18 protein-coding genes are annotated in these 14,950 nt (G+C 70.9%); 8 read left to right on the forward strand and 10 right to left on the reverse strand.

Annotated features, from left to right (window positions below; genetic code table 11):
• Positions 1-47: 47 nt before the first annotated feature.
• Positions 48-383 (reverse strand): RNA polymerase-binding protein RbpA, encoded by a 336-nt coding sequence (locus ACWEMY_RS28095; protein WP_067453486.1) that lies wholly within the window; start codon positions 381-383, stop codon positions 48-50.
• A 239-nt stretch (positions 384-622) separates the two neighbouring features.
• Between ACWEMY_RS28095 and ACWEMY_RS28100 the strand changes: the two genes are divergently transcribed.
• The gene (locus ACWEMY_RS28100; protein WP_375928071.1) at positions 623-949 is read left to right on the forward strand and encodes a hypothetical protein; all 327 of its coding nucleotides are present in this window, start codon (positions 623-625) and stop codon (positions 947-949) included.
• 3 nt (positions 950-952) lie between these two features.
• On the opposite strand, the gene ACWEMY_RS28105 is transcribed toward ACWEMY_RS28100, so the two are convergent.
• Both ACWEMY_RS28105 and ACWEMY_RS28110 read right to left on the reverse strand, forming a co-directional pair.
• Positions 953-1,969, reverse strand: coding sequence for a hypothetical protein (locus ACWEMY_RS28105; RefSeq protein WP_452392446.1), 1,017 nt, complete (start codon positions 1,967-1,969; stop codon positions 953-955).
• Positions 1,970-2,071: 102 nt separating this feature from the next.
• Positions 2,072-2,923 carry an SDR family oxidoreductase gene (locus ACWEMY_RS28110; RefSeq protein WP_452392447.1) on the reverse strand — a complete coding sequence of 284 codons (852 nt, stop codon included), beginning with the start codon at positions 2,921-2,923 and terminating at the stop codon, positions 2,072-2,074.
• A 106-nt stretch (positions 2,924-3,029) separates the two neighbouring features.
• On the opposite strand from ACWEMY_RS28110, the gene ACWEMY_RS28115 reads away from it, so the two are divergent.
• Complete coding sequence (locus tag ACWEMY_RS28115; RefSeq protein WP_375928065.1) at positions 3,030-3,629, forward strand: TetR/AcrR family transcriptional regulator; 600 nt, start codon at positions 3,030-3,032, stop codon at positions 3,627-3,629.
• A gap of 7 nt (positions 3,630-3,636) precedes the next feature.
• Here ACWEMY_RS28115 and mqo read toward each other — a convergent pair whose 3' ends face one another.
• Positions 3,637-5,058 carry a malate dehydrogenase (quinone) gene (mqo, locus tag ACWEMY_RS28120; protein ID WP_452392448.1) on the reverse strand — a complete coding sequence of 474 codons (1,422 nt, stop codon included), beginning with the start codon at positions 5,056-5,058 and terminating at the stop codon, positions 3,637-3,639.
• A gap of 92 nt (positions 5,059-5,150) precedes the next feature.
• On the opposite strand from mqo, the gene ACWEMY_RS28125 reads away from it, so the two are divergent.
• Positions 5,151-6,056, forward strand: coding sequence for a LysR family transcriptional regulator (locus ACWEMY_RS28125; RefSeq protein ID WP_452392449.1), 906 nt, complete (start codon positions 5,151-5,153; stop codon positions 6,054-6,056).
• Between the two features lie 3 nt (positions 6,057-6,059).
• Here the strand turns inward: ACWEMY_RS28125 and ACWEMY_RS28130 are convergent, their stop codons facing one another.
• Complete coding sequence (locus ACWEMY_RS28130) at positions 6,060-6,806, reverse strand: M23 family metallopeptidase (RefSeq protein ID WP_452392450.1); 747 nt, start codon at positions 6,804-6,806, stop codon at positions 6,060-6,062.
• A gap of 184 nt (positions 6,807-6,990) precedes the next feature.
• Between ACWEMY_RS28130 and ACWEMY_RS28135 the strand changes: the two genes are divergently transcribed.
• Complete coding sequence (locus tag ACWEMY_RS28135) at positions 6,991-7,329, forward strand: ArsR/SmtB family transcription factor (RefSeq protein ID WP_375928057.1); 339 nt, start codon at positions 6,991-6,993, stop codon at positions 7,327-7,329.
• Here the strand turns inward: ACWEMY_RS28135 and ACWEMY_RS28140 are convergent.
• The gene (locus ACWEMY_RS28140; protein WP_375928055.1) at positions 7,311-8,288 is read right to left on the reverse strand and encodes a glycosyltransferase family 9 protein; all 978 of its coding nucleotides are present in this window, start codon (positions 8,286-8,288) and stop codon (positions 7,311-7,313) included. The genes ACWEMY_RS28135 and ACWEMY_RS28140 overlap by 19 nt on opposite strands.
• 138 nt (positions 8,289-8,426) lie before the next feature.
• On the opposite strand from ACWEMY_RS28140, the gene ACWEMY_RS28145 reads away from it, so the two are divergent.
• Together ACWEMY_RS28145 and ACWEMY_RS28150 are read left to right on the forward strand one after the other, a co-directional pair.
• Positions 8,427-9,008, forward strand: a complete 582-nt coding sequence (locus ACWEMY_RS28145; RefSeq protein ID WP_375928053.1) for an HdeD family acid-resistance protein — start codon at positions 8,427-8,429, stop codon at positions 9,006-9,008.
• 78 nt (positions 9,009-9,086) lie between these two features.
• Complete coding sequence (locus ACWEMY_RS28150) at positions 9,087-9,437, forward strand: hypothetical protein (RefSeq protein ID WP_375928051.1); 351 nt, start codon at positions 9,087-9,089, stop codon at positions 9,435-9,437.
• A 30-nt stretch (positions 9,438-9,467) separates the two neighbouring features.
• Here ACWEMY_RS28150 and ACWEMY_RS28155 read toward each other — a convergent pair whose 3' ends face one another.
• The 3 genes from ACWEMY_RS28155 to ACWEMY_RS28165 form a co-directional block, all read right to left on the reverse strand.
• A complete protein-coding gene (locus tag ACWEMY_RS28155; RefSeq protein WP_452392451.1) occupies positions 9,468-10,268 on the reverse strand; it encodes a HugZ family pyridoxamine 5'-phosphate oxidase in 801 nt (266 codons plus the stop codon).
• A complete protein-coding gene (locus tag ACWEMY_RS28160) occupies positions 10,265-11,521 on the reverse strand; it encodes an esterase/lipase family protein (protein ID WP_452392452.1) in 1,257 nt (418 codons plus the stop codon). The genes ACWEMY_RS28155 and ACWEMY_RS28160 overlap by 4 nt, the downstream gene beginning before the upstream one ends.
• Positions 11,522-11,730: 209 nt before the next feature.
• The gene (locus ACWEMY_RS28165; RefSeq protein WP_375928045.1) at positions 11,731-12,447 is read right to left on the reverse strand and encodes a metal-dependent hydrolase; all 717 of its coding nucleotides are present in this window, start codon (positions 12,445-12,447) and stop codon (positions 11,731-11,733) included.
• An 88-nt stretch (positions 12,448-12,535) separates the two neighbouring features.
• Here ACWEMY_RS28165 and ACWEMY_RS28170 point away from each other — a divergent pair, with 88 nt between their 5' ends.
• Both ACWEMY_RS28170 and ACWEMY_RS28175 read left to right on the forward strand, forming a co-directional pair.
• The gene (locus ACWEMY_RS28170; RefSeq protein ID WP_452392453.1) at positions 12,536-12,946 is read left to right on the forward strand and encodes a nitroreductase family deazaflavin-dependent oxidoreductase; all 411 of its coding nucleotides are present in this window, start codon (positions 12,536-12,538) and stop codon (positions 12,944-12,946) included.
• 57 nt (positions 12,947-13,003) lie between these two features.
• The gene (locus ACWEMY_RS28175) at positions 13,004-13,465 is read left to right on the forward strand and encodes an SRPBCC family protein (RefSeq protein ID WP_452392454.1); all 462 of its coding nucleotides are present in this window, start codon (positions 13,004-13,006) and stop codon (positions 13,463-13,465) included.
• Between the two features lie 66 nt (positions 13,466-13,531).
• Here the strand turns inward: ACWEMY_RS28175 and ACWEMY_RS28180 are convergent.
• On the reverse strand, positions 13,532-14,950 hold a 1,419-nt coding region (locus ACWEMY_RS28180), incomplete at its 5' end, for a peroxidase family protein (RefSeq protein WP_452392455.1).

Raw genomic sequence — 14,950 nt, forward strand, 5'->3', positions numbered from 1 at the left:
GCCGCCTCCCGATCGGGAGGCGGCCCTCGGCGTATCGATTCTCCGCGCTACCCGCGGCGGCGGGTCTTGAGCAGGTCGAGGCGCTCCTTGAGCAGCTCCTCGAGCTCTTCCTTGCTGCGACGCTCCAGCAGCATGTCCCAGTGGGTCCGCGGCGGCTTGACCTTCTTGGTCTCCACCGAGGTGCCCTCCATCAGCTGACCCTCCTGGCCGTTACGGCACAGCCAGGTCGGCGGGATCTCCGCGTCGTCGGCGAACGGGACGTCGAACTCCTCACCGTTGTCGGTGCGGTAGCGGGCGATCCGGCGCGGGGCCAGGTCGTGGTCGCGATCGGTCTCGTAGCTCACCGCTCCGAGCCGACTGCCTCGGAGTACGCGATCTGCCATGTGTGCTCCCTGTCTTTGGCGGCTGGCGCCGCGGGTTCTCGGCCCCCGGGGCCTCGATTCTTCCCTCCCTGCGGGTACTCCTTCGTCGCACCCTTCGGTCAGTCCAGAATCGAGGCGGGCCGAGAACCGGCTTGTTCTACGTCAACGCGCTAGAAGTCTGAACTGTTCCATTGTAGTCGTTGCCCGCTGAGCGAGACCTGCGCGGCGGAACCCGGGCCGGGCGGCTAGGGTTTCGCAGCATGTCGCGCAGTCGCCTGCTGTCCTGCCAGTGGTGTGGGCGGGAGATCGTGGATTCCGAATCGGGTCGTCGTCGCCGGTATTGCCGCCAGTCGTGCAGGCAGCGGGCCTACGAGCACCGGAGCAGTCTGAAGGGGACCGGGATTCCGGAGGACGCGGTGGTGCTGTCCGCCCAGGAGGTCACCGACCTGGCGGATCGGTGGTTCGCTGCCCGCTGCGCCGCCGAGGACGTGGCGACCGCGGTCGGTGAGGGCGCCGACGCGGCCGAACTCGCCCAGCTCAGCGCCACCCTGGTGGAGCTGGCCCGCGAGGCCGAGCGGTTGCGCTGACCGCTACCGCGGGGCCGTGACCCGGGCGCGCCGGTACACCGCGGTGACACCGCCGCCGACGAACAGGGCCACCGCCGCGGCCGCGGCGAGGGTGCCCGCGTCGGGTGCGGTGAGCGGCTGGCCGCGCAGCGCCTGCCAGAGCACCAGCGTCAGCAGCCCGAAATAGCCGATCACCGCCACCCCGAGCAGCGCGGCGCGGGTGGACTCCGCGCGCAGCCAGCGGTGGCGCGGGGCCAGCGCGGTCAGGGCGACGGCCAGCACCAGCAGCACCTGGATGCCGTGCAGCCCGACGAAATGCGGGACGCGCAGATCACCGCCGGTGGTACTCCAGTGGGTGATCGGCATCGCGCCGAGCCCGTCGCGGGCGGCGTCGGCCGGGGCATCGGGCCGCACGGTGTGGCCTGCCATCAGGCCGACCACGGTGCCGTCGGACTGCCGGACCAGTTGCGGGCCGGTGTATCCCATCAGATAGCCCAGCATCATGCCGGTCACCGCCAGCCACAGCCCGGCCTTGAGCGCGATCCGGGTCGGCCGGTCGGCGAGCTTCTGCCACGAGATGATCAGTGCCAGCACCAGAGTCGCCAGGAACAGGCCGGGCACGCCGGAGGCGAACACCTGCTGACCGATCCGGTTCACCGGATCGGTGGCGGTGTTGAAATGGCTGAATGTGCCCCGCGCGGCCTGCAACGCGATGAACCCGACATCGGCGATCCCGGTGACCGCGATGATCGTGCCCAGCCACCACGTCACCCGCCTGCCGCGATGTGGCAATCGCAGGATCCAGGCCAGCGTCAGCCCGTACACCGCGAACGCGAGACCGAATTTGGCCGGTTTGAGCCAGACCGACTCGCCGAGCAGTTCCCGGTGGTCGACGAGCATGCCGATCGTCGACACGAGGACGAGCGCGGTCATCACCGCGGCGTTCACCAGCAGCGGCAGGTGCCAGGGCGCCCCGTCGCGGGGCCGCGCGGCCGTGAACGGGAAGCGGGGCAGGGAGCGGGGGAAATCCATCGTCGCCATGGTTCGACGGTAGGAATCCGGTGTGCCCCAACACCTCCCGCTGCGGAGCGGGATCCCCGCCCGTACCCGGGTAGGGGGTCGGCCTTACCCGGGTTCTAGGGGTCAGATCCCCATCCGCCAGATGGCGGCGTCGACCCCGCGGGGTGAGATCGTGGCCAGGGTCTGCAGGACCCGGGTGTAGCGCGGGTAGAGCTCGATCGGGCGGGTGCGGATCGCGGTGAGGATCCAGGCGGCCGCGTCCTCGGCCGACAGTGCCGCCGCGTCGTCGTATTTGCCGGTGGGCGCGATCATCTCGGTGCGCACCAGCGGGAACCCCAGCGTGGTGACGTGCACCCCGCGCGCCCTGGTCTCCGCGCCGAGACTGCGCCCGAACGCGCCGAGTGCCGCCTTGGACGCGTGGTAGGCGGTGAACAGCGGCATCGACCCGGCCGCGACACCCCAGGTCGCCACATTGACGATGTGCCCGTCGCCCACTTCGAGCATGGACGGCAGCAGGCCCATGGTGAGCCGGGCGGCGCCGAAGTAGTTCAGCGCCATGGTCCGCTCGTAGTCGTGGAAGCGGTCGGTGGCCTCGGCCGCGCCGCGGCGGATCGACCGGCCCGCGTTGTTGACCAGCACGTCGATCCGGCCGTACCGCTCGAGCAGGGTCTTCACCAGTTCGTCGGTCTGCTCGGCGTCGGCGAGATCGCAGGGGATCATCTCGGCGTCGCCGCCCTCGGCGCGCACCGCGTCGCGGACCGCCGCCAGCGGCTCGGGGGTGCGGGCCACCAGGATCACCCGGGCGCCCGCCCGGGCGAGGGCATGCGCGGCGGCCTTACCCACACCGGAGGACGCGCCGGTCAGTACCACGGTCCGGCCCGCGATCTCGTGGCGTTCACCGAGGACCAGCTGGGCCAGCGCGCGGGGGAGCGCGGGCGGATTGAGCAAGACCGATCGGGCGAGTTCGGTGAACACAGGATCTCCTGTCGGATGATGACACCGGCTAATTTACTAATAAGTAAATTACAAAGGGGTCAGGCTGGAGTCAATCGCGGGCCCCGGCCGATGGTTGGATGGACCGGTGAGCACAGCCGGAACCAAGGGCGTCCCGCGTCCCGAACGCGAACAGCAGATTCTCGACGCGGCCGCGGCCGAGATCGGCCGCGTGGGCTACGCGGGCCTGTCGCTGGCCGATGTCGCCGCGCGAGCCGGGGTGTCCAAGCCGCTGGTCTACACCTATTTCCACTCCAAGGAGGGCCTCTACATCGCGTGTGTCGAGCGCGCGGCCACGGTCCTCTACGACGCCATCGAGGGCGCGATCACCGGCCCCGGCGGCCTGTCCAAGGCCGAGCGCACCCTCGACGCGATCTTCGCGGCGCTGCAACCGCGCCCGCACGACTGGACCGTGCTGTTCGACCGCTCCCACCCCGACGACGGCCCGGTCGCCGAGGCCTCCCGCGCGGCGCGCAGGCGCATCGCCGCGCAGGCGGCCCGCGGCGTCGCCGACGCCATCGCCGCGGTGGACATCACCGATCCGGTCGACCTGTCCGCGCTCACCGACGTCTGGATGGGCGCGGTGACCTCGCTGGTGCTGTGGTGGCTGCGGCACCCCGAGCAGACCGCGGCCGAGATGACCGCTCGCTGTCACCGCCTGCTCGGGGCCCTGCGCGCGGACCGCTGACCACCGGTCACACCTCGACGGCGTCCTCGGGCAGCAGTTCGGCGAGCAGGGGCGCCCACTCGTAGCGCCGGTGCGGAAAGCATCGGTCGAGCAGATCCCGCATGATCGCGGGCGCGATCGAGGCACCGGGGGAGGCCCCGAGCAGCCCCGCGATCGTGCCGTCGGCGCCGGTGACCAGTTCGGTGCCGAACTCGAGCACGCCACCGCGGCGCGGGTCCGGCTTCACCAGTTGCGCCCGCTGGCCGGCCTGGACCAGTTCCCAGTCGGCGGGGTCGGCGGTGGGATAGAACCGCTGGAGCTGGGCGAACTTGCGGCGCGGCGAGGCCAGGAGCTGACCGATCAGGTAGCGGACCAGGCCGAGGTTCTGCAGTCCGGCCGCGACCAGCGGCACGATGTTGTGCGGGCGGATCGTGGTGAACAGATCGGTGAGCTTGCCGTAGCGCAGCAGCCGGGTGCTGAAGGTGGCGTAGGGCCCGAACAGCAGGGCGCCCGTGCCGTCGACCTCGCGCCGGTCCAGGTGCGGCACCGACATCGGCGGCGCACCGAGATCGGCCTGGCTGTAGACCTTGGCCCGGTGCTCGGCCACCACTGCCGGATCGTCGGTGCGCAGGAACTGCGCGCCCAGCGGGAACACCCCGTACCCGCGCACCTCGGGCAGCTTCGCGCGCTGGAGCAGCCGCAGCGCGTAGCCACCCGCGCCGACGAACACGAACCGGGTCCGCACGGTGAAGCGCCGCCCGCTGCCGAGATCGCGCCCGCGCACCGTCCACAGGCCGTCGGCGTCGCGCCGGAGCCCCGTGATCTCGCGGTGCAGCCGCACGGCATGACCCGCGTCGGTCATGGTCGACAGCAGCGACCGGGTCAGCGCGCCGAAGTCGACATCGGTACCCGCGGTGTGCCGGGTGGCGGCCATCGGCTCGTCGACGGCGCGTCCGCGCACCAGCAGCGGGGCCCAGTCGGCGATCACCGCGCGGTCCTCGGTGTAGTCGAGTCCAGCGAACTCCGGGAGCGCGCTGAGCGTGGCGTGGCGTTGCCGTAGGTAGGCGATGTCGCGTTCGCCGAAGACCACGGTGACGTGCGGGGTCGCGGTGAGGAAGCAGCCCGGATCGAGTTCGCCGCGACGCGCCAGGGCCGACCAGAACCGGCGCGACAGCGCGAACTGGCCGGCGATCCCCGCGGCGCGGGTGCCGTCGGCCGGGTCGGGCATGTAGTTGAGTTCGCACAACCCGGAATGGCCGGTGCCCGCGTTGTTCCACGGATGACTGCTCTCCGCGGCGGGCTCACCGAGCCGTTCGAACAGCGCGATCGACCAGTCCGGTGCCAGCGTGCCCAACAGCGCGCCGAGGGTGGCCGACATGACGCCGCCACCGATCAGGACGGCGTCGAGGACCTCGGCGGATTCGCGCGGTGTGGATGTCGTAGCGGCCATGATCGGAAACCTCCCGTATGCGATGTCCGACCATCGTCACGCCGCCCGCAGTGATCCGTCCAACACGGAATCGCCGGGGATATGATCCGGATATGGATGATTCGGCCGAGCCCGGCGCGCAGGCACTGGCACCGCTGCTGGCCGCCTTCGACGCCGCGGCCACCGACGGCCACTTCACCCGCGCGGCCGAGCGCCTCGGGATGCCGCAGTCCTCGATGAGCCGCCGGATCCGCGCGCTCGAACAGGCCCTCGGGGTGGCGCTGTTCCAGCCGGTCGGACGCGGCGTCACGCTGACACCGCAGGGCCGCGACCTGCACGAACAGACGCGGGGCGTGGTCCGCGCCCTCGATGACGCGGTGCACCGGGTGCGCGCCGACGCCGACCCCGACAGCGGCCTGGTCCGCTTCGGCTTCCCGCTCACCCTGGGCCCGGTGAGCATCCCGTCACTGCTCGCCCAGTTCCACACCCGCGCGCCGCGGGTCCGCCTGCATCTCGTACAGGCCCACGGCGAGGAACTGGCCGAACAGGTGCGCGAAGGCAGGCTCGACCTGGCGGTGATGATCCCGCCGCCGCCCGACCTGCCCTCGATCGACCTGGGCCGTCAGCGCATCGAGCTGCACGTGGCCCGCACGCATCCGCTGGCCACCCGCACCCGGATCGACCTGGCCGAGCTCGCCGACGCGGCCTTCATCGCCAACCCGCCCAGCTATCACCTGCGCGCACTGCTCGACACCTGGTGCGCCGCCGCGGGATTCACCCCGCGCGTGCTGTTCGAGATCACCGAATTCGAGACCGTGCGCGCCCTGGTCGCCCTCGGGCTCGGGGTGGCGCTGCTGCCCGTGGCGGAGCTGCCGCAGCCGGACCTGGCGGTCGTGCGCATCGATGGCGAACGCGACCGCGAGATCGGCCTGGTCTCGGGAGACCATCGGCCGACACTCGCGGTCACGCGGCTACGGGAGTTCCTGATCGAGCACGGGGACGCGATCAGTGGGGTGTGAGGCTCAGTCCTGGGCGACACCGGCGTCGACGCCACGCGCGGCGAGCCACGGGTGCGGGTCGATCGGGGCGCCGTAGAGCGAGCCGTCCGGCACGTGCACCTCGTAGTGCAGGTGAGGACCGGTGGAATTGCCACGGTTGCCGACGGTGGCGATCACATCGCCCGCCTTCACCTGCTGGCCGGTCTGGACGAGGATCTCGTTGACGTGACCGAACACGCCGATGGTGCCGTCGTCCTGCTGGACGCGGACCCACAGGCCGAAGCCGGTGGCGGGACCGGTCTCGATGATTGTACCGTCGGTGACGGCGAAGATCGGCGCGCCGATCGGATCGCCGAAGTCGATGCCGTTGTGCGCGGCACCCCAGCGGGCGCCGAAGTACGAGGTCAACCGGCCGTTGACCGGGCGGACCGTGTGCGGTCGCGGCGCGATGAACGGGATCTCGGGCAGGGGCAGGGCGACCGCTTCGCGGTGCTCTTCCCACGCGATCGGGGCGGAGGCGGGTGCCTCGCCCTGCGGGCCCTGGGCCTCGGCGGGAGTGTACGAGGTGAAACGGTAGGGCGACTGGCCCTGGGCGACGGCCTCGGTGCTGCTGGCCGCGATGGTGGTGGGAGCCGGGGTCTCGTGGTCGCCGAAGGTGGCGACGGAGGTGCCGACGAGCGCGGACAGGGCCACCGCACCCGCGACAACGCCTCCCCAGCGACCGGCGAAGGCGTCGGAGACGCGAGCAGATAACGGGTTGGTCACGAACATGTCTCGAACGTATCGAAGCCGTGACCTCGGCGGCGAATCCTGTGGCTGCGATCACGAACCGCTATAACCCCAGTTGATCTATAACGGCGACATAACGAACTGTCTACATTCCGATGACGACCGGGGGAAATGCGTCGAGTCCAAGATCATTGCCGGACCTGCGGAAACGGCGCACACTGATTCAGTGGACGCTAACGGAGTTCGGGCCATCACCGCCCTGTCGGACCCCACCCGGCGCGCGATCTTCGAGTCGCTGCCCCCGGGCGCGCGGTCGGTGGCCGAGCTCGCCGCCGCCACCGGGATCACCAGCTCGGCCGCCTCCCAGCACCTGAAGGTGCTGCGCGAAGCGCACCTGGTGGCCATGCGCCGCGACGGCAACCGCCACCTCTACTCCCTGGACCCGCGCGGGCTCAGCGACGCCCGCGACTATCTCGAGCGGTTCTGGCCCAGTGCGCTGGCCGCCCATGCCGCCGCGTTGCGCGATGCCACCGGCGGCTTCCCCGCTCAGCCGACCCGGCGATAACGGGAGGACTTGGTCGACTCGGCCCAGTCCTGCTTGTCCAGCTGCGCGTCCACCGCGGCGAGCACCTCGGGCACGCCGATGCGCAGCAGGCCGCTGTCGGGCGTGCGGGCGTCGGGATCGCCGACCTGTCCGGCCCAGAGCACCGCGTGCCTGCCCAGCAGATGCGCCGGTGGGCCACCCCGGCGCGGCGGTGTGGGGCCGAACAGCAGCACGGTCCGGGTGCCGAAGGCCGTGGCCAGGTGCGCGACGCCGGTGTCGCCGCTGATCACCAGCGCGGCCTCGGCCACGGTCGCGGCCAGATCGGTGAGGTTCTGCCTGCCCGCCAGGACACGGTCGTCGGGCAGGCCCGCCTGGGCGGCCACCTCCCGCGCGATCTCGCGTTCGAACGGGTCGCCGGTGAGGACCACGCCCCGGCCGAGGACCAGCAGATGGCGGACCACCGCGGCGAAGCGCTCCGGCGGCCAGCGGCGGGCGGGGGCGCCCGCGCCGATGTGGACGACCACGCTGTCGCGGCGGCTGATGGAGGCCACCGGCGGGACCAGCCCGAGATTGCGGCGATCCGCGGCGATCCCCTCGAACTCGAGCAGCTTGCACCAGCGGTCCACCACGTGCACGTCCGGATCCCAGCGCGGGCCCGCCAGTTTCGGCAGTTCGGGGGTGCGGTGCCCGATGATCCGCGCGGCGCCGGTGTCGGCCAGGGCCCGCGCGCTCGCGCCGTCGGGGCCGTGCAGGTTGACGGCCAGCTCGGGGGCGGGGCCGTCCCAGATGAGGGCGGCCGGATCGGCGGTGGGCACGAGTTCGTCGACCGAGGAGATCAGGTCGACGACGCGCTCCAATCGATGCGGAGCAGCCAGGATGATCCGGCTGCGTGGTTCGGCCCGGCGCAGGGCACGCAGAGCCGGGACCGCGGCGAGCAGATCACCGAGGCCCCGAGCTTGCAGCACGAGTACAACCGACACTTCTTTGTGCTACCCGACGGCTGTGCGCACCAAACGTTCGTGCAGGTGTGGCCGTCGTCGCCGTCGGCGCGGTCGCGACACGATCACAGCTCCAGCTAATGCTGGGAAAACCAGAGCAACCGGGCATAACATCTCGTCATGACGACAAATACCGTGTTGGAGAGTCCAATCGCGGCTCTTGCCAAGAAGACCTGGCAAACAATTCTGGTCACCGGCCTCCTCGCGGTGGTGCTGGGCATCATCGTCCTGGTCTGGCCCGGTCCGTCGCTGCTCGTGGCGGGCGTGCTGTTCGGCATCTATATGGTGGTCAGCGGCATCTTCCAGCTGATCGCCGCCTTCACCCACCTGCCCAGCACCAGCTTCCGGGTGCTCTCCTTCATCAGCGGTGTGCTGTCGCTGATCATCGGTGTGTTCTGCTTCCGCGACGACCTCACCTCGATCGTGCTGCTGGGGCTGTTCATCGGCATCAGCTGGCTGTTCCGCGGGGTGGCGATGCTGTTCGCCGCGATCGCCGAGAAGGGCGTCCCCGGCCGCGGCTGGCAGATCTTCTACGGTCTGCTCAGTGCCATCGCCGGTGTGGTGCTGATCGTGTGGCCGATCAGTTCCGTGGCGACCCTGGTCCTGGTGGTCGGCATCTTCCTGATCATCATCGGCATCATGGAGATCATCACCGCCTTCGGCGTCCGCAAGGACGCGCATCTGCTCGACGCGCAGGTGTAGGACAGCCGCGCGAGTCCGCCGCGACCGGCCGGTGCCTTCGGGTACCGGCCGCTGTCGTCTCTACTACGCTCGGCGTTCATGGATTTCGTTTACAACCTGGTGGTTGTCACGCATCTGCTCGGGATGGCCGCCGTGGTGGGTGGCTACGTCGCCGGGCGGCCCGCGGTCTCGGAACTGATGGTGTGGGGAGCGCGCGCTCAGCTGATCACCGGCATCGTGCTGGCCGGGCTGGCCTCCGGCCTCGACTCGCTGGACAAGGACCCGAACACCACCAAGCTGGCGGTGAAACTCGCGATCGCGGTGGTGGTCTGCGCGTTCGCCGAGATCGCGCGGGCCGACGCCAAGCGCGGCGAGCGAGCCGACTGGATGACCGACGCCGCGGGTGGGCTGGCCATCCTCAATGTGCTCGTCGCCGCGCTCTGGGTCTGAACTGCGGGGTCTGAGCCGGCGGACCCCGCGTCAGCTCGCGGCGCGGGCCAGCTTGGCCAATTCGACCGTCGCCGAACGGAGTTCACCGATCTCGGTGAGCGGCTGGGCGTAGCCGACGCGGGTCCGGGCCACGCCGCGGGGTGTCTCGACGCGCAATTGCAGGCCGTAGCGGTCGGCGCGTTCGCAGCTCGCGGCGGTGGCGTCGGGGAACCCGCCGAGGTGCTGTGCCATCGCCAGCAGCGCCTCGGCATGGTCGGCGTTGAGGTGCGCGATTCCTGGCGCGGCGCGGGGCACGATCGGATCCGGTTCCGCGGCGAGGTATTCCGCGGCCGAGGCCGAATCCATCCGGCCGTAGCCGCCGACCCAGCGCACCCGCTGGACCCGCAGTACCCACAGGGTGAAGTCGCTGTAGTCGATGTAGTACTTCGCCGCGGGGATCGCCGCGAGATGCGCGGCGCGCGCGGCCTCGGCCTCGGCGCCCACGGGTCGCTCCACGACGCCGGCGAGAGTGATCCTGGTGCCCGCCAGCGGATCCGCGGGAATGTCGGGGGTGACGATCGCGATGCTGGCGCGCGGGTCGGCGGCCAGATTGCGGCCGTGCTCGGCCAGCCGCGAGACGCTGAGCACGGGGGCGCCGTCGAGCAGGCCGTAGGTGATGAACGAGGCCCACGGTGCCCCGTCGGCGGTGAGGCTGGCCAGGGTGCCGATATTGGTCGCGGCCGCGATGGTTCGTGCCTCCTCGGCGGCGGAGGGCTGCGCCTCGTTGGCCAGGGGAGTGGTCGGCAGCGGGATGGCGGGTGCGTCGCCGGGGTCGCCGTGGTCGAGAGTCATGGCCACAGCGTATCCACCCGGGCCGCTCTGCGGGGGGCGCTCGACAGCCACCCGCGCAGCGCGCGGTAGACCGCCTCGTGGTTGAGCAGGCTGAAATGATTGGCCGAGGGGACGTGCAGACCGTTCACGCCGTCGAGCGCGATGCGGCGGGTGCGGCCGCGCCCGGAGCCGCTGCCGCCGAGCACCAGGCCGTCACCGACGATGCGGCCCACCGGATGCCGCGGACTGCGGGTGATCGTCGCGGTGACGAAGTAGTGGTCGGCGTGCGCGAGCAGCGGCACCTCCTGCACCGCGCGGGCGCGCAGGGCGTCGGCGTCGAGGTCGCGCCAGTCCTCGTCGACCAGCGAGCCTTGGCGCAGATCGCGGATGCCCGCGCTGCGCCTGCGCAGCAGCGCGCCCAGCGGGCGGGTCTCGGGCAGCAGGTCGAACGCGGCGGCGGCGTAGTGCGCGATCTGTTCCAGCGGCGCGCCCAGGTGCGGCGAACCCAGGCAGACCACCTGTCGGACCGCGCGCACCCACTCCGAATCCTGCCGGTCGGCCAGATGGCAGGCGCCGCGGGCGACGAGCCCACCCATCGAATGACCGATCAGGCAGATCTCGTGCACCGGCAGCGGCCAGTGCGCGACGAGCCGGTCGAGCAGCGCGGCCAGCTGGGCGGCGTTCTCGGAGATGTGCAGGCCGGTGTTGTAGCGGACGTAGACCGGTGTGTAGCCGAGGTCCTCTTCGAGCAGTTCGCCGTAGGCGGGCCTGCCGCCGAGTCCCCAGGCGTGCTCGGTCTCCACCAGCCCGTGCACCAGCACCACCAGCCGGGAGGTCGGCACGGTGACGTGCGCGGGCAGCTGCTCGGGCGGCACCGGCACGCCGTCGACGCGAATGGTCATGGGGGAGGCCAGGATCGGTGCCTGGTCCTCGAGCGCGTCGCCGATGAGCCCCTGGAGCGCGGCGAGCACACCCGCACCCCACACCGTGCGTGACGGCGCGGGGACACCGGGCACCTGCACCGCGCTCGCCACCTCGCCCACCACGAACCCCGTGCCGCCGACCACCGCGTAGACGCTGTCGGTGATCGCGTCGTGCACGACCTTGACGGGGTCGGCGGCCACGCCCACTCCGGTGCGTACCGCCGCGAAGACGCGGTCGGAGATGGCCCGGTGGATGGCCGCGATCCCGTCGACCGCGCCGACGAACTCGTCGCCTGCCAGCCGCGTGAGTGCCTGTACCTCGGCCTGGGGTTGGGGGAGCTGCTCCGTCACGGGTTTGAGAGTACAACTGTGCACTGAAAAGCGGGGAGTTCGGTGCGGATTCGGGAGCGATGAGCGATCGGCGCGGGGTCAGGTAGGACCGGTCACAAATTACATGCCGATACGCAGATATGCGCATCAAAACATGTATGCGGCTGCATCGAACCGCGGGAAAAAGAACGGCAAGGACGGGGGAGGGACCGTCCTTGCCGTGCAGGCGATCACACGTGGTGGACGATGGCGTACCACAGCGCACCGCACGCTCCGGCCACGAACAGCGGCGAGAGCACCCAGGTCTCGACACGATTGCCGGTCCGCTCGATGACGGGGATGCGGGTGCGGAAGGGGAAGGGCCACAGCAGGCGGCAGCCGCGATCGGTGAGACAGTCGCCGAGCAGGTGGGCCAGACAGCCCAGGCCGACGCAGATGGGCAGCCAGGCGGGCCGGTCGACGATCCAGTGGTCCACGGCGAAGGTGCCCGCCGAGGCCAGCACGATGACCGTGCCGTAGGTGCGCAAGCTCTTGCCGGGTGGGCACAGGTGCAGCGAGCGCACCGCCAGGGCGAGCAGGAAGAACACCAGCCCCAGGGTGAACGGTCTGCCGAGCCAGTGCTCGCCGGCCCAGGTGGCCCCGACCGCGGCGACCACGAACAGCAGCGAATGGGTGCCGTGCCGGTGCCCGCCGGAGATCCAGGAGATGAAACGGCACAGGTGATGGGTCACCGGACCGAGCACGTGCGAGATCGTTCCGCTCGGATGATCGGCGTCGGGCAGCAGGGCCGCACCCGCGGTGAGCAGGGTGCCCATGATCAGTTCGGCGATCCCGAATCGGGTTGTCTCGCTGTCGAACAGGGGGAAAGCGGCGACGGTGAGCGGCAGGGCCGCGGCGGTCCCCGCCCAGGCCAGCGCGCCACTCGTCGCGTGTGAATGTCCAAGCACCCCTGAACGTTAGAGGACCTCACTACCTCGGCGCATATGCCGAGGCCGGCGGGGAATGCACGGCGTGGGCGGTGCGTTGGGGACCGGTATGAGCGCATTCAACGACCAGGTGATCGCCGAGTTCCGCGCCAACGGCGGCCGGGTGGGCGGCATGTTCGAGGGCCGCGACAACATGGTGATCATCACCACCACCGGCGCGAGATCGGGCCGCCCGGTCACCAACCCGCTGGTCTTCCTGCCCGACGGCGACCGGATCGTGCTGATCGCCTCCAACGGCGGCGCCGACAAGCATCCGGCCTGGTACCACAACCTGCTCGCCGACCCGGTGCTCACCGTGGAGGTGCCCGGCGAGACCTACACCGGCAAGGCCGAACTCGTCGACGATCCCGAGCGCACGCGACTGTTCGACCGGATGGTCGAGCTGCTGCCCGGTTTCGCCGAGTACCGGGAGAAGACCGACCGGGTCATTCCGGTCTTCGCCGTCCACCGCACGAGTTAGGCGCGCGCTCGAGCCGAAAGGTTGCGGGGTCGCGAAGCCGCTGGTTGCATCGCCCGGGTGACCGAAACCATCGACGTACCCCGCATCGTGCACGCCTCCCGAGAGGTCGCGGCCGGTGCCGCCGTGATCTTCGAACTGATCGCCGACCCCGCCCAGCAGCCGCGCTGGGACGGCAACGACAACCTCGCGGAGGCGGTGACCGGCCAGCGGGTCCACGCCGCCGGTGACGTGTTCACCACCACCCTCACCAACGGCGCCGACCGGGACAACCACATCGTCGAGTTCGTCGAGGGCCGCCGCATCGCCTGGAACCCGTCCGAGCGTGGCAAGACCCCGCCCGGGCACCTGTGGCGCTGGGAGCTCGAGCCGATCGACGACACCCACACCCGGGTCACCCACACCTACGACTGGACCGAGCTGCACGACGAACTGCGCCAGGTGCGGGCCAAGGCCACCACCGCCGACAAGCTGCAGGCCTCGGTGGACCGCCTCGCCGCGCTGGCCGAGTCCGGCGCCTGAGACGTCCGCGACAGGGAAACACCCTGTGACTCCCGAAGAGTCACAGGGTGTTTCGCTGTCAGCGGCCTAGCGGGCCAGGTCGAACCGGTCCAGCTCGCTCACCTTGGTCCACGCCGCGACGAAGTCGTGCACGAACTTCTCCTTCGCGTCGTCGGTGGCGTAGGCCTCGGCCACGGCCCGCAGCTGCGAGTTCGAGCCGAACACCAGGTCGACCCGGCTGCCGGTCCAGGTGACCGCGCCGGTGGTGCGGTCCTTGCCCTCGTAGACGTTCTCGTCGCCGGCCGAAGGGGCCCACTCGGTGCCCATGTCGAGCAGGTTGACGAAGTAGTCGTTGGTCAGCGTGCCCGGCCGGTCGGTGAACACGCCGACCGAGGACTGCTGGTAGTTGGCGCCCAGCACGCGCAGGCCACCGACCAGCACGGTCATCTCCGGCGCGCTGAGGGTGAGCAGGTTCGCCTTGTCGACGAGCAGGTACTCCGCCGGGATCTGGGCGTCCTTGGCGAGGTAGTTGCGGAAACCGTCGGCCGCGGTCTCGAGCGCCGAGAACGACTCGATGTCGGTCTGCTCCTGGGTGGCGTCGGTACGGCCGGGCGTGAACGGCACCGTCACCGGGAACCCGGCGGCCTGGGCGGCCTGTTCGACGCCGACCGCGCCGCCGAGCACGACCAGGTCGGCGAAGGACACCTGCGCCCCGCCTGCCCCGTTGAACGTGTCCTGGATACCCTCGAGCACCCGGATCACCTGCGCGAGCTCGTCGGGCTGGTTGACCTCCCAGCCCGCCTGCGGCTGCAACCGGATCCGGCCGCCGTTGGCGCCGCCGCGCTTGTCGCTGCCCCGGAACGAGGAGGCCGCGGCCCAGGCGGTGGTGACCAGCTGGGCGACGCTGAGCCCCGAGGCCTGGATCAGGCTCTTGAGTCCCGCGATGTCGCTGTCGCCGATGAGCTCACCGGTGTGCGCGGGAATCGGGTCCTGCCACAGCAGTTCCTCCGAGGGCACCAGCGGGCCGAGGTAGCGGCTGACCGGGCCCATGTCGCGGTGGGTGAGCTTGTACCAGGCGCGGGCGAAGGCGACGGCGAACTCGGCCGGGTTCTCCAGCCAGCGCCGGGTAATCGGCCCGTAGATCGGGTCCACGCGCAGCGACAGGTCGGTGGTGAGCATGACCGGGGTCTGCTTCTTGTCCGGATCGAACGGATCGGGCACGGTGCCCGCCCCGGCGCCGTCCTTCGGGATCCACTGGTGCGCCCCGGCCGGACTCTTGCTCAGCTCCCACTCGTAGCCGTAGAGCGTCTCGAGGAAGCTGTTGTCCCAGCTGATCGGGGTGGGCGTCCAGATGCCCTCCAGGCCGGAGGTGATGGCGTCGGCGCCGACGCCGGTGCCGAAGCCGCTCTTCCAGCCCAGACCCTGCTCCTCGAGCGGGGCGCCCTCGGGCTCGGGGCCGACGTGATCGGCCGGGCCCGCGCCGTGGGTCTTGCCGAAGGTGTGGCC

This window comes from Nocardia sp. NPDC004415 (assembly GCF_053602435.1).